At 42.8% G+C, this 13,226-nt stretch carries 14 protein-coding genes; 3 read left to right on the top strand and 11 right to left on the bottom strand.

The genetic code is table 11. From position 1 onward, the window contains the following. Positions 1-9 precede the first annotated feature (9 nt). Genes CH373_RS06930 through CH373_RS06920 form a run of 3 tightly spaced genes read left to right on the top strand, consistent with a single transcriptional unit; the run spans position 10 to position 3,239 of the window. Positions 10-393, top strand: a complete 384-nt coding sequence (locus CH373_RS06930) for a hypothetical protein (RefSeq protein WP_100712926.1) — start codon at positions 10-12, stop codon at positions 391-393. Beyond that, complete coding sequence (locus CH373_RS06925; RefSeq protein ID WP_100712670.1) at positions 381-1,808, top strand: UTP--glucose-1-phosphate uridylyltransferase; 1,428 nt, start codon at positions 381-383, stop codon at positions 1,806-1,808. The genes CH373_RS06930 and CH373_RS06925 overlap by 13 nt, the downstream gene beginning before the upstream one ends. 57 nt (positions 1,809-1,865) lie before the next feature. Next, positions 1,866-3,239 (top strand): EAL domain-containing protein, encoded by a 1,374-nt coding sequence (locus tag CH373_RS06920; protein ID WP_423789753.1) that lies wholly within the window; start codon positions 1,866-1,868, stop codon positions 3,237-3,239. A gap of 81 nt (positions 3,240-3,320) precedes the next feature. Here the strand turns inward: CH373_RS06920 and CH373_RS06915 are convergent, their stop codons facing one another. The 11 genes from CH373_RS06915 to CH373_RS06865 form a co-directional block, all read right to left on the bottom strand. Further along, the gene (locus CH373_RS06915) at positions 3,321-5,738 is read right to left on the bottom strand and encodes a C1 family peptidase (RefSeq protein ID WP_100712669.1); all 2,418 of its coding nucleotides are present in this window, start codon (positions 5,736-5,738) and stop codon (positions 3,321-3,323) included. A 15-nt stretch (positions 5,739-5,753) separates the two neighbouring features. Beyond that, positions 5,754-6,203: an LIC_20196 family exoprotein gene (locus CH373_RS06910; RefSeq protein WP_100712924.1), complete on the bottom strand. Its 450-nt coding sequence runs from the start codon at positions 6,201-6,203 to the stop codon at positions 5,754-5,756. Between the two features lie 167 nt (positions 6,204-6,370). Beyond that, positions 6,371-6,988, bottom strand: coding sequence for an SCO family protein (locus tag CH373_RS06905; protein WP_100712668.1), 618 nt, complete (start codon positions 6,986-6,988; stop codon positions 6,371-6,373). Between the two features lie 176 nt (positions 6,989-7,164). Beyond that, complete coding sequence (locus tag CH373_RS06900) at positions 7,165-7,821, bottom strand: energy transducer TonB (RefSeq protein ID WP_243393295.1); 657 nt, start codon at positions 7,819-7,821, stop codon at positions 7,165-7,167. A gap of 18 nt (positions 7,822-7,839) precedes the next feature. Continuing rightward, positions 7,840-8,244, bottom strand: coding sequence for an ExbD/TolR family protein (locus CH373_RS06895; RefSeq protein WP_100712667.1), 405 nt, complete (start codon positions 8,242-8,244; stop codon positions 7,840-7,842). Between the two features lie 30 nt (positions 8,245-8,274). Further along, positions 8,275-8,889, bottom strand: coding sequence for a MotA/TolQ/ExbB proton channel family protein (locus CH373_RS06890; protein WP_100712666.1), 615 nt, complete (start codon positions 8,887-8,889; stop codon positions 8,275-8,277). Positions 8,890-8,962: 73 nt separating this feature from the next. Next, positions 8,963-9,469: a hypothetical protein gene (locus tag CH373_RS06885; protein ID WP_125169889.1), complete on the bottom strand. Its 507-nt coding sequence runs from the start codon at positions 9,467-9,469 to the stop codon at positions 8,963-8,965. Beyond that, positions 9,469-12,000 (bottom strand): TonB-dependent receptor plug domain-containing protein, encoded by a 2,532-nt coding sequence (locus CH373_RS06880; RefSeq protein ID WP_100712664.1) that lies wholly within the window; start codon positions 11,998-12,000, stop codon positions 9,469-9,471. Before CH373_RS06880 ends, CH373_RS06885 begins: the two co-directional genes overlap by 1 nt. Before the next feature lies 1 nt (position 12,001). Beyond that, positions 12,002-12,355, bottom strand: a complete 354-nt coding sequence (locus CH373_RS06875; RefSeq protein WP_100712663.1) for a hypothetical protein — start codon at positions 12,353-12,355, stop codon at positions 12,002-12,004. Then, positions 12,356-12,814 (bottom strand): hypothetical protein, encoded by a 459-nt coding sequence (locus tag CH373_RS06870; protein WP_100712662.1) that lies wholly within the window; start codon positions 12,812-12,814, stop codon positions 12,356-12,358. It abuts the gene before it with no gap. A 20-nt stretch (positions 12,815-12,834) separates the two neighbouring features. Then, complete coding sequence (locus tag CH373_RS06865) at positions 12,835-13,218, bottom strand: LIC20211 family lipoprotein (protein ID WP_423789752.1); 384 nt, start codon at positions 13,216-13,218, stop codon at positions 12,835-12,837. Positions 13,219-13,226: the final 8 nt, after the last annotated feature.

Raw genomic sequence — 13,226 nt, 5'->3', positions numbered from 1 at the left:
TTTTTTTGCATGTTCGGGTTGACTGCATTTTTATCAGGTACAAATCTTTTTTCGAATGTTCCCACGTATCATCAGGCTGACAAGATTTTAGTGAGCACTTGGAATCGAACTTTTCCGGTTCCTTTTTCAAAGATACTAAAGCGAAACTTGAATGGGCAAGGGATCCTGGCTTATAGAAAGGATTCCAAGAGCGTCGTGTATATTTACACCTACTTGGTTTTCTTGCCTCTTTATGCGGAGGAAAATGAGAAGCCAGTTCCAAAAGATTCTGGAAGGGAAGTGAAAGTCAAATTGATCTTTCAACCGGACTCTCCCGGAGAAAAATACGAAATCCAGTTCGGAGAGTTTGACGAAGCATATGATAAAAAAAGGATAATGAAATGGATTCCTTGAGCTCAGAATCTGATTCAGCAATTCAACAGAAAATGTTAAGCGAAGGACTTTCCGAGGAATTCACTTCTGATTTTCTTTCGATGGTCGCCCAGGTCCGAAACGGTGCAACTGGCATGGTAAAATGGGAAGAAGTAGGAGATCTGGATCCGACTTCCGACGAGATTGATTTAGAAACGATCGAAAAGAATACGAAGCCGAACCTTTCTAATTTAGAACATCTAGCAGTGATTAAACTAAATGGCGGATTGGGAACAGGTATGGGACTTTCCGGTCCAAAATCTTTGATAGAAATCAAAGACGGAATGTCTTTCCTTGAAGTGATCGCCAAACAAATAGAGTTCCTTCGAAAAAACTATCATACGCAAGTTCCGCTACTTTTTATGGACAGCTTTAATACCCAGGAGCAAAGCCAAAAAGTACTGAAGCAAATTGGATTCACCCAATCTTTTCCTACAAGCTTTCTGCAGCATAAAGTTCCGAGACTTCGGAAGTCGGATTTTACTCCGATCCAACTCTCTGATTCCAAAGAGGAATGGTGTCCTCCTGGCCATGGAGATATCTGGTTCACTCTTTTAGAAACCGGTATACTGGATAAACTGCTAGAAAAAGGGGTAAAGGTTGCTTTCGTATCGAATGGAGACAATCTTGGTGCCACTGTACACCCTGGGATTTTAGAGTACATGTTAAACGAAGAGCTCGAGTTTTGCATGGAGATGACTCCCAAGACCCTAGCCGACACAAAGGGTGGTGCAATCTTTCGCAGAATGATTTCCGGAAAGCCTGGAAATTTTCAGCTTTTAGAAACTGCGCAGGTTCCTCCTGAGCATATGCACGAATTCGAAGGAACAGCTAAATTTAGAACCTTCTCTACGAACAATCTATGGATCCGTTTGGATTCCTTGAAGCGTAGATTGCTCGCAAAAGACTTTTCCTTATCTCTTATCGTAAATCCGAAGAAGGTGGAAGGGAAGGAGGTCCTTCAGTTGGAATCCGCAATGGGATCCGCGATCCAAAACTTTCCAAAAGCCAAAGGAATCATTGTGCCAAGAGATCGATTCGCTCCTGTCAAAAAATGTGAAGATTACTTGGTTAGAAGGTCGGATGCTTATGAAATTCACTCTGATTTTTCGATTACCATGTCAAAACTAAGAAAAGAAAAGGGACTCGGCGAATTGCTTGTTCATTTAGATGATTCGTTTTACAAGAAGGTAGGCGACTTTAACCGGAGGTTTCAGTTTATTCCGTCGATGGTGCGCTGCACCTCTCTAACAGTTCGAGGGGATGTGTTCTTTGACAAACCAGTAGAATTGGTTGGGGATGTAACTATCGAGAATGAGTCATCGGAGCAGAAAAGAATTTCGGAACTTGGCAAATCACGAATCTCCAATGAGAAGTTACGATTCCGCTTTACATAAAACGACTGTAATCTAAACTCCAGTCCACGGGCGAAAAGGGAAAACCGTCCGCTCCTTATGGCGATAAAAGTCGAAGCCGAAATGTCCAGTTCCCAAAATCCAAAGCTGAGATCCTTCGATATGGGGGATCTGGAACAATTTAAGACTGTTTTCATTAACGAAAACAGAGGGAAGCCGATCTTTTTACTTCGCTTCCAGAATGTTTCTAGCATCTCCTTAGTGGAGTTCATTCAATTAGTTCCTCAAAAAATCTGCGAGCTAGAAGAAAATCAGAGGGAAAGATTCCGTTACTACACGTACGGGGATAAAAAGAATTTATTGATCGGTGTTTCTCCTCTCGAATCTTCCAGTCTGGAAAATCTAGCCAATTTCGATGCCGCAATTGGAAGATTCCACGACACAGCGGTGCGCACTGGAGCATTGAACTTCGATTTTGGGATCGGAAGAACCCAATGCAATTTCATCTCTTACGTAGAAGAGATATTTAGGGAGCTGGAATCGTCTTCCTTAAAAAATCTCAAAGACAATTTGGTGAGATGGAGCTGGACTTATTTAAATAGGGTCAACGACTACTTCGCCAGCGATCGCCATGATGCTGTCATCCAACCTATGATCCACTATAATCACAGGGATCATACTTTTTCCATGAAAGGCGGAGAGGTTTTTGTTCGAGGAGAAGCTTACGCAGGTTATGCGGATCTGATCCGGGATATTCCTCATGATCAGGACTTGAATCGGATCGAATTGCTCATTCTGGAAAAGCTGATCATGTCTTGCAACGGATCTCCGGGCCTATTAAAGTTCAATATCTCTCCTCAGACATTGATAGATACTTTTGATACAGACGAGAAAGTGACTCGTTTTCATGAGTTACTTCTCAAGCAGAATCTGAATCCACAGAATATCAGATTGGAATTGATCGAAAAGCCTTATGAGGAAGCGGAGGCAACGCTCAAATCGGTTTGTCGCAGATTCTGGAATTTCGGAATCAGTTTTGCCGCAGATGATTTTGGTGTAAAAAGCCAGAGTCACCAGGTTGTCCTGGACTTGGGCGAAATGATCAAAGAGTTCAAGTTAGACCCGATCAGCTTCAAATTCAAGGCGGATCAGGATTTGACTAAGTTTCTAGATAACCTAGCCTTTATCGATTATTGCAGAAGATTATCCGACAACAGAGAGGCGATTATCACTGCAGAAGCTTTGGAAGATCTCGATTCTCTAAACTTCTTAATAACTCACCAAGTTTATTTTTTCCAAGCTAACTTATTCTGCCGTAAGATCTGGATTCAAGACTTCAGAGAAAAATTCAACAGAATGCAGAAGCTACCAGAAGTAGCTGTCACCAAAATCTTGAGCTCCGAAGAGCTCACCCAAAGATTAAAAGAATCCGGAAATATCTTCACGTTAGCCAAAGAACTAGATTTGTTTTAACCGACATCTAGTTCTCCAAAAGCAAAGGGTTTTGCTAAATAGCCTAAGCCCTTTTGTCACAAAGGGCCGATCCATTAGAATTTAATCCTTCAAGAAGTTCAACGTAGTCTTTTGATTGATGATCGCGTTATCTTTTAGAGTAACCGAAAGTGCATCCTCGGTTCTTTCTAACTCAATCTTGAACTTTCCGTCCTTGTCTATGATCGGACTATTTTCTATGTACTTACCTTCAAAGATTTTCTGCTTATTGAACTTTACTACATAGTTCACATTGTCTTGGCTTTCGATTTCTAATAACACAGGGTTTACGTTTTTAGATCCATCCCACGCCATAGCACTCCAAGGCCCTTTGAATTTTTCCAAAGAGGATTCTCCTCCAAATGCCCTCATGATCTTTGCAGGCTTGGAGTTAGAAATCACTGCACTTACCGGACTGGAGTATTCACTCTCTCCACCTAAGTCAGTCTTTGCGGTTACCGAAAACAGATAGAAAGTTTCCTTTTCTGGAACATCCGCCGTGAAGTTTGTAGTCTTGGAGTTTACCTTAGAAAGGTAATCCCAGGAAGAGCCGCCTCTTTTCTTTCGAAAAACATAATATTCAGATGCATCTTTTACTGCGTCCCATTTGAGGGAGATCTTAGACGAAGATTTATCCAGAGTGCCCTTCAGATTTGAAGGCGGAGCCAGTTTTACTCCTCGATGTTTATTCGGGTCTATATACCCGTAAGCGTAATCTGAGAATGGTCCAATCACTCCCTCTTTATTGACTGCGGCAATCGAGTAGAATGCGTACTGAGAAGGTAGGTTCTCGTCTACAAAGTTCTCCTTGGACTCTTCTGCTACCTTGGACCAGGAACCGGAGCTAAAGAGCCCGCTGGAAGAATAGCGATAAATCACGTACTTGTTTGCACCGTCTACCTTCTTCCACTGGAGTTCCACTTTACTATTGTACAATCCTTTCGTTGCTTCCAAACCGGTAGGTTTCGGAGGCCTTTCGCTTAATTTTGCAGTATAACCGGCAGCCGCGTCCGAAGGTTCTCCAACTTTCCCTTTGCTCCCTGCAGAAATTACATAATACTCAACGATTCCGTTTTTAGCTGGTCGAGAGTCTGTGTAGCTCGGTACTTTTACTTTTCCAATCGGAGAATATCTTTTTTGCGTTCCGCTCCACTTGTACACAGTGTAATCTGACGCCCCTTCTTGTTCATCCCAGCTTAATTCTATTTTGTTCGCATACAAACCTTGACTTGCTTCTAGGCCTACAACCTTCGGAGGAGCTTTCTGTTCTTCAGTCTTGGCATAACCGATCGCTTCTCCTTCCGAAAGTTCCGAAGAATCTGAATCGGATAGGGAAGTTACTTTATAAGAATATGCGATATCCTTTTGGATTCCGTCATCGTTAAAGCTGTTTGTCTGCGAAAGTCCTATCTTGGAATAGGAAGAATCTCCGGGACCTTTTCTGTAGATCTCGTATCCGATTGCTTCATCCGAACTTTCCCACGTAATTAGAACCCGATCCGGATATGTTCCTTGTGAAGCTGATATTTCGTTCGGTGGATTCGGCTTCACTTTTTCTGGTTTTACCGGTTTGTCTTCGGTAGGAGATGGCTGCGGATTTACATCTGCACTCGCGGTTTGATCCACCAACACGAACGCGGATTGGCACACTTTCGTAAACCATCTGTAGTCGATATAACCGTATCCTTGGTCACCCCAATCGGTGCTCCAAGAATTAATGAATTTGAATGCGTTTTTGGAATCATCGTATCCAACGATCGAGATCGCATGGCCACCGTAGGTTTTTCCAACCCCGTCCTTGTAGATCTCTTTTCCTTTTAAGTTCATAAAGTTTTCATAAACAATGATTCCAGCGACTACCGGTCTACCTTGGGAAAGCTGACTTTTGACTTCGTTCGGATCCGTTTGTCTTACCCGTAGGAATTCCTTCGCTTTGAACTTAGAAGCAGTATCGAATGCAGTCTGGGGCGGTCTCCTTAGATAGTTACCTTCATCATAAGGCATTGCTTCCCATGTAGCTGCGCCAGTTTCTACTACTAGTCTCATCGCATCTGAAATGAGAGAGCCGTTATCTCTCCCGCCATTGATCTGGTTGTAGATGAACGCCGGTGAAAAAATCTGAGAATAGTTCGGTTCTCCAGACTGAGTTCGGAGCGACCAATTTCCTTTTGCCTTTCTCTCGATGTATTCCTGATAGGATTTCGTTGCGTACGCGGTGGACCAAGCGACACACGATCCTTGCTGGCCCTGATTACCGACCGGCGGCATAAACTCGGACAGGTCTACACTCGAAGGAAGTCCTCTATGCGAGATTCGGTTCGGATTTGTCTCTTTTAATGAGGAGAGTAGTTCGGCTGGTTCTTGCTTCATCCCTAGCGCGGGGATTTTGATCTTTTGTGCAAAGACCTGAGAATTCGATAAAATCAAGAATGAAAGAAGTAAAAAAAGAGATTTGAATATGGTTCTAATCGTAGATTTCATTCCAAGCTCCAAGTATTAATTTTTTATTAAAGACGCGATTTTTTCTTCAAGTTCTTTTGAATATTCGCGAAAGGCGTAAGGGTGAGGTTCGTAGAGAGCTATGATTTCAGTTTCTTTTCCCTTGCTATCCTTTATTGTTTTCTTGATTAGAAAAAGAATATATTCTCCTTCTTGCGGAGAGGCCTTTAGCCACTTTCCGTAATATTCCGGAAATATCATAAAAGCTACATCGAACTTAGGGCTCAGAGTTTCTCCACCTTTGAGCGCGTTCAGTATTTCTACGCTGGCGGAAACGGATACCGAATTGGAGGAAATTTTAGTCTCTTTGATCTTTGAGAGTCTAGCCAAAGCGATATAATCCGATTTTGCAACCTGTGATTCGAGACTTGGAGGTGGAGTGAGTGCAGAAAGCGGAAATAGTAATATAGAAAATGAGAATATAAGAATTTGGATGAATCGAGTCATCTGTTTTCTCCGAGCGCTTTTTTTTCCAAAAAGAGTAGGAAAAAACATAACCTGTAGCGGACCTATTTCAACCGATTTTCCGCAAACTTTGCAAATTCCATTTCTCTGAGGAAAGTTTTGAGTAAATTTCGCAGGAAAAATATTCGACGAATCGGAATGAATTCCGATTACAACCCGGTTTCAGAATCGGAGTTCGTGTTAAATGCGTATTTCGCCAGATTTTTAGAAGCCTCTCTCCAGCTTTCGTTAAAGTTCGGAAAAATCCCCCGAATCTTAGCAGAAGAATCTACCCATACTACTGTATCAGGATGCTCTATTCCATTGATTTTGGGTAGAATGGGAATGCCGAAAGATCTTGCGATTTGGATTGCGTCTGTAGTGGACGACGGTCTCAGCCAAATCACATTGGACTTTCTATTTTCGAAGTAAGAATTGAGCTGCTCCGAATTGTCCTTCAACGGATCGAGAGTAATGAATACTAGCTGTGCTTCCTGAGGAGAAGATTGCGACCATTTCAGCAGTCTGTTCAAGGTGGTTGGGCAGGAGGTCTTGCAATTTAGAATTCCGAAATACACCAAACTTTGTTTTCCATGAAAGGCTTGTGAGAGTGAAATCTCTTTTCCTTCTTTCGTGTTCAGTCTAGAAAGACTTTGAGAAAGTGACTTTTCGGATGGAACCATTGGAGAGGGCTTATTCGAAATTGCCCATAAAAATGGAAGGACGGATACCAATCCGATAAACGCAAATTTCCAGAGATTCGATTCCATTCTAATGTTTTGTGACATACGTCACGCGCTGATTCCAAGTCTATGAGCAGCAGAACACGTAACGTTTAAATCTGCACCCGCTTTTGCTTTTCTATCCTAAAAGTAGCAAAGGAAAATTACGCAAACTCATGGTAAAGATGTGCAAATTAAGTCAGATTCGATGTAATTGAACATGTTTGCAGGGAAAACGAACTCTAGTCTTCTAAATTGAAGTTAACCGGAATCCTATGGTTCATTCTGGTTGGTCTTCCATTTAGATATCCGGGTGACCATCTCGCATATTTTACGATATTGATCGCAGCTTCTTCAAATCCGTATTTTCGGATATCCGCCTTGATCACTCTGGCATCTACCAAATTTCCTTGTTCGTCTACGCGTACTTCTACGATTGTTTTTGCGTAGGAGATCCCCTGTTGTTTTGCCTTCGGTGGGAAGAAATCTCTGAGATCAAAATCTATGATGGGAGTAGGTGGACGGTCTCCGTAAACCGCGTACAAATATCCGTCTTTATCTGTCCCATCTCCTGAGACTTTATTGAAGTCCACATCTTGTTCTTCAGGATCTTCTCCGTCTTTTTTGGTACCTTCGACCCATTCTTGTTTTTCTACAGGAGCTGGAGAGTTTTCTCCCCCTACAAGTTCCGGAGGAATATCTTGGATATCCACTTCTATATCTTCGATCTCTAATCTTTCGGAATCTACATCCTCATATTCCCAATGAGTCGCAGCATAATAAGAACCGAATGCAACAAAGTGAAGTAAGATGGATCCGTAGAGACAGCGATCCCATAAGTTCTTGGAAAAGAACCAAATCTTGCTGGTCTTCAGAAACTGTATCAGTTTTTCCTTCACTTCCGGATAATCCTTTGCCTATCTTTTTACAGATAGAGCGATCTGTCTTACTCCAGACCTACGAACCACTCCCATCACTTCTGCGATCTTTCCGTAAGGCAAAGATGCATCTGCAGATAAGGTGATTCTCATGTTCGGACGAATTTTGGAATCTCGCGCGAGATGGCTTCCCAATTTCTCGGCGGTTGTTTCAGATCCTTCTAATACGATCTTCCCGTCTTTTGTCAGGGCTACTTGGACGGATTGCGCCACATTTGGATCCGAAGCATCTACCTTCGGTAAATTGATATTGATGGATTCCTTTTTCAAAAAGTTTGCTGTGACCATAAAGATCACTAGCAGTACTAAAATCACATCCACCATAGGAGTGATATTGATATTTCCGATTTCGTCGCTATCGCCGGAAGAAGCTTGCCCTGCCATAGATCTTTCCCCCTAAGTATGAACTTCTCTCTATTTTTTGGAAAGATTCGCTAAGAATTCTTTCGAAAGTATGTCTAAGTTAGCCTGAATCACTTTCAGTTTTCTAGTGAAGTAATTGTTTGCCATGACCACTGGAATCGCGACTGCAAGACCTGCGGCAGTAGCAAGCAGCGCTGTCGAAATACTCCGCATCACTACTTCCGCTCCTGTGTTTCCAAGAGTTCCCAAGCGATAAAATGCATTGATCACACCGAAGATTGTTCCCAATAATCCGATAAATGGAGCATTATTTCCAAGTGTATTCAAAATAGATAATCTTTGCTCAAAATCGACTCTTTCTCCGATAATCTTTCCTTCCATCAATTCGGAAAGACTCTCTCTTCCGGATTGGGAATGTTGCGAGGCAAATTCCGCAAAACGTGCGTATACGTTTTCCGGGTGAGAATGAAAGAATTTGTCCGCTTCTTTCAAATCCCCGCTTCGAACATGCTGCACGATTTCAGGGAGGAGGGCTTTTGAATTCTTTGTATTCTTTTGAAAAATAACAGTACGTTCCACGCCTACAGCCACTGCAAGTATACTTGCAATAAACATAATGATGAAGATTGCATTTTCCCCAACTTCGATTAATAATTCAAAATTCATTGTGGGCTATCCTTTTGTTCCTGTTTTTGATAGATAAGATCCTGATAATTTCATTTTTGTTCCTTTTTCTAAATCAGGGTCCGGAAACACTCGTGCAGATTCGAATGCAAGACAACGTTCCGGTCGAGGAGCCACTGATCAAGTCCGCGCTCTGTCCTCCGCATAAGCTTTGCGAATTCAGATCCTGCCAGTATTCCTTGTTGCAAACCATCACGCATTCTTTTGCTTTTTCGCTGAACCTTACAAACGAATCGGAGCTTAACAACGCAGAGCAATATTGAGAGTAAGTAGTAATCGAAGCGGATCCTGAGAAGAGTTGAGACAATACTGATTCGGTTACAGTTCCAGAGAGATCTGCACTTGCGTTTAGACAAATCTGAGCTGCAGACGCGGAGGAAAGGCACTCACCATTCGGATTTGCAGGAGTCTGCATTAGATACTGTAATATAATTCTCTGCTGATTCTGGTCATCAAATGATTTATCATCATTCGGTAGATGACAGGCAGAGAAAAGCAAAACGCTGAAAATAGATGTTAGAAGCCATCTGTGTATTGAAGTTAGGTACAATTTCCGTTTCATCAGAATTTCACCTCCACACCAAGGTTGAAGAATGGGATGACTACTCCTCCCGGAAGCTCCACGGTTCCGAAAGTCTGAGACGGCGTGGGGTTGGTGGCCGAAAATGGTTTGGTATTATCAAAATTTTGATCCACCACGTTCTTTCTCAGATACACGTTGATGATCTCGAAGAAAATGTTCACATATCCCCACTCGTAATTGAAGAACCTGTCGAATCGAATATCCAAACGATGGTAAGGCTTCAATCTTCTCGTATTGATATAGTCTGCCAGGTATGGATTATTCGCATATTCCGGAATCCAGATCGTTTGACCATTTGCCGGGTTACTGAACTTTCCACCGTCATCTCCCACAATCGGAGTGAAGGGTCTATTCGTCAAGTATGACCAGCGAGCTCCAAATTGCCATTCTTGGCTCCATCTCCATCCAAAGATCATGTTCATTACGTGAGTTCTGTCGAAATCGTAAAGTGTCTCTTTAGAATTCCTATAAAACTGTGCCACCAGCCTTTCTTCTGCCGAAGAAAGTACAGGAGCGTTTGCATCCGGCCTATAGATATTGTTATTTCTGAAGGTCTGAGACCACGTATAAGTAATCCAACCAAACCATCCTTTCGTGCCCGGACGAGAGTTTTTACGTAAAACTAATTCGTATCCTCTCGACCAGCCAGTTCCGCTATTGGAAGTGTTCAGCTGTTTGTTCATGACATAAGGCTGAACGATTCTCGCATAAGGATTCGGATTGGTTCCTATGAAATCCGTAATATAAGGATCATCTACCCAAAGATTTGAATATTCCTGCTTAAAGATTTCTCCTTTAATTTGGTAATCTCCGGCGAGTTGCTGATCAATCCCTCCTCCGTATTTGAATACTTTTTCAAATCGAAGGTGAGGGTTTCCACTGTCCTTATTAAATCTAGTATCCAAAGGATAGCGGTAAAAATCTCCACCACCCGCAAAGATGGTCATCCCTTTGCCAATGGAATCAATCTTGTAAGACGCTTGCGCCCTCGGGCCAAGAGCTCCGTTGTTTACATAAGGAATATAGTCGTACCTTACACCTGGCTCGATCTGGAGCCCGCCTAATTTGATTTTGGTGGTGAGATAAGAGTTATAGTAAGTTCCGTTTACCCTCTGATTGGTCGGAAGGGTTTGAAAATCTGGGTTGGCTGTATTGTAGGGGTTTGGACTAGGATTGTTCGGATCCTTTTGAATGATCGTATCCCCTTCTATATAATAATGAAGCAAGCGCGCTTCAGTTCCGAATTCAACAGACAAGAATCGATTTGGATCCCAAAATGCATCTTGTCGAATTCCTTCGTAAGCTCCGGCAGCTCTGTTCTTTCCTTTGATGGTTCCTAAAGTAACATTAAAATCTACGAATGGATCGTAACTGATAAATGTAAGGCGATTCGAGAAAGTCTCAGTAGGTTTCCAAGTATAACGCAGTGCTTGCGTTCTAAAACCTTGCCCCGCAGAAAAAGTACCTCCTGCAAATACTGCAAGTTGGTCTGTGGTTGGATCGTTGTGAAATTTTGCCGGTGGATTAAACGCGAGCTCGTCCTTGGAAGTAAAGGAATAGAAAGAGATCTGATGGCTGTTGTTAAAATTATGTACGAACTTTACCTGTGAATCCACAAAGGTAGGTAGTCGAATCCCTTCCGGTAAATCCGCACCTAGCCTACTAAATCCTTCAGAGAAAAGTTTATTCAAATAACCGGCACGAACTGCTGCGGCGATATAGCCTTTGCCATCAAAAGTGGGCTGCATGTAATTGACACCGGATGCCCAAAGAGACATCAGCAAATTGACCTGCCTTCTCTCGACTTTGTCTACGGTATCTATATGGATTACCCCGCCTAATGCGTTGTTGAAGTTTGCAGGAAATACGCCGGTGTACACGTCGATGGACTTGATCAAGTTTGCGTTTAGTACTGCAGTCAATCCATCCAGGTGGAACGGATAGAATACAGGAAGATCATCGATCAAATATAAGTTTGAATTTGGGTCAGCACCTCGGATCACATAGTTGTTTGCACCTGCTCCAAACGAAGCCGCGGGTACAACTCCTGGGACTGTTTCCAATGCACGCAAAGGTTCACCGAAAGTACCAGGCATCCGTTTGATCTCGTCGTATTTGATCGTAGTTCTAGAAAGTAATGGCTTTTCTCTCTCACCGGTTACAGTGATCGCACCTTTTTGAGTGGATCCTCCGATTCCTCCGGTGCTTCCTGAGTCGGTATAGATTGTAACCAATTCTCCGGAGTCGTCTACATTGTGTTTGATCTCTTGCATCCCGTCCAAGCGGTTGAGTCTGAATCTGTAGGTTCCTGGAGTCGGAACCGTTGCTTCGAAATAACCTTCGTCGTCAGTCTTGTAGAACTTTTTAGTTTCAAAAATGAGTACGTTGACCCTGGGCTCTCCCTGATTTTTCTGGCGAGAGAATAATCTCGCCTTGAAGGAGACCTCGGCCAGTAGTTCCAATGGAGCTACAACTAACAATAATAAGATTTTCGATACGGTCGTTTTCATATTAAGGTATCTTCGGAGTTACTAAACTATCTTTATAGTTGATATACCAAGGAATCTGTTCGGCAGGTTTATCAAAATAAATGAATAAACAAGCAACTGGATAGCCGACAAAGGGACATTCGGATTTTGTAATAGCAATGCTGCAAAGATCTAGGTTTCTTCTATAAACGTCGCTCACTGCTAAGGGGATTGGTTGCGGAATCGTAGTGCCGCACTTATTCGCTAGAAAATTAGCTGCGGCAAGAATTTGGCTATTGGAGTCTCCAGCGCTGACAACGTCTTTGGTGACGCAGTTGCCTAAGACGATTGCGATAAGCAATATAAATATTTTGATTCGGAAGGAAGTAGAGAGCATCTATTTTTTACCTCCTACAGAAATCCCGCCATCATTCTGAGTCCCCGAGCCTTGGTTCCGAGGGGGAGCAGGGCTTACTTCTTCGTGAGCTGCGCCGACTACCATTCCTTTTACTTTTAGAACACTTACTGTGCCTACCGGGAAAAAGAGATGGGTTTCTTGCCAAATTTTCAATCTGATGATTGTTTTGCCCCCGGGAATTTTTCTGACTGCCTCGCTGAGCGCATAATCAACGTTCAACGGATTGGTAACAGGCCACAATCCGAAAAGGAAGAATGTGGAACTTTCTCCGATCGATTCTCCTAATTCCAGATAATCGGAACTCCGGATGATCGTCGCGGATTCAAAAAGTTGCGGATTCCTGATTCGCCCTCCGATGTCACCCAATGCAAACGAGCCGGAACAGTTGGAAAGCAACAGGAAAGTCGCGCCCAGGTAAAAAAGACTTAACTTTTTCATAATGGATCTTCTTCCGAAATCTATCTTCCTTTCTTTTTACCGGGCTCGGTCGAATCTTCTTCGAATTTCACTGCTTCTGCAGATATATGAAATCGATTGATCGTCAGAAATAATAATACGAACTTATCATTCCAATATCTAATATTGATCAAAGCATCCGCCTCCTTCGATTTTTGGAGAGAATCGACTAATTTGTCGATCGGAGGCGCGTGGAAAGGAATCCCAATGATTGCGATATCGAAGGTGAACCAGGTTTCCTGGCCTTCGACAGGACCGAGCACCTTATATTTTTTGTCCGCCATAGGGATCGTGCTTGTGGATAAACCGGCACTTGCCGTGGCGCATTGAATGAAAGACGAAAGAATCAAAGCTCCAAGAAACATCCTGGGAATCAATCGAGACATGGTGACAT

The organism is Leptospira perolatii (genome assembly GCF_002811875.1).
Taxonomy (GTDB): domain Bacteria; phylum Spirochaetota; class Leptospiria; order Leptospirales; family Leptospiraceae; genus Leptospira_B; species Leptospira_B perolatii.
This window is presented reverse-complemented; position numbering and strand designations above follow the sequence as displayed.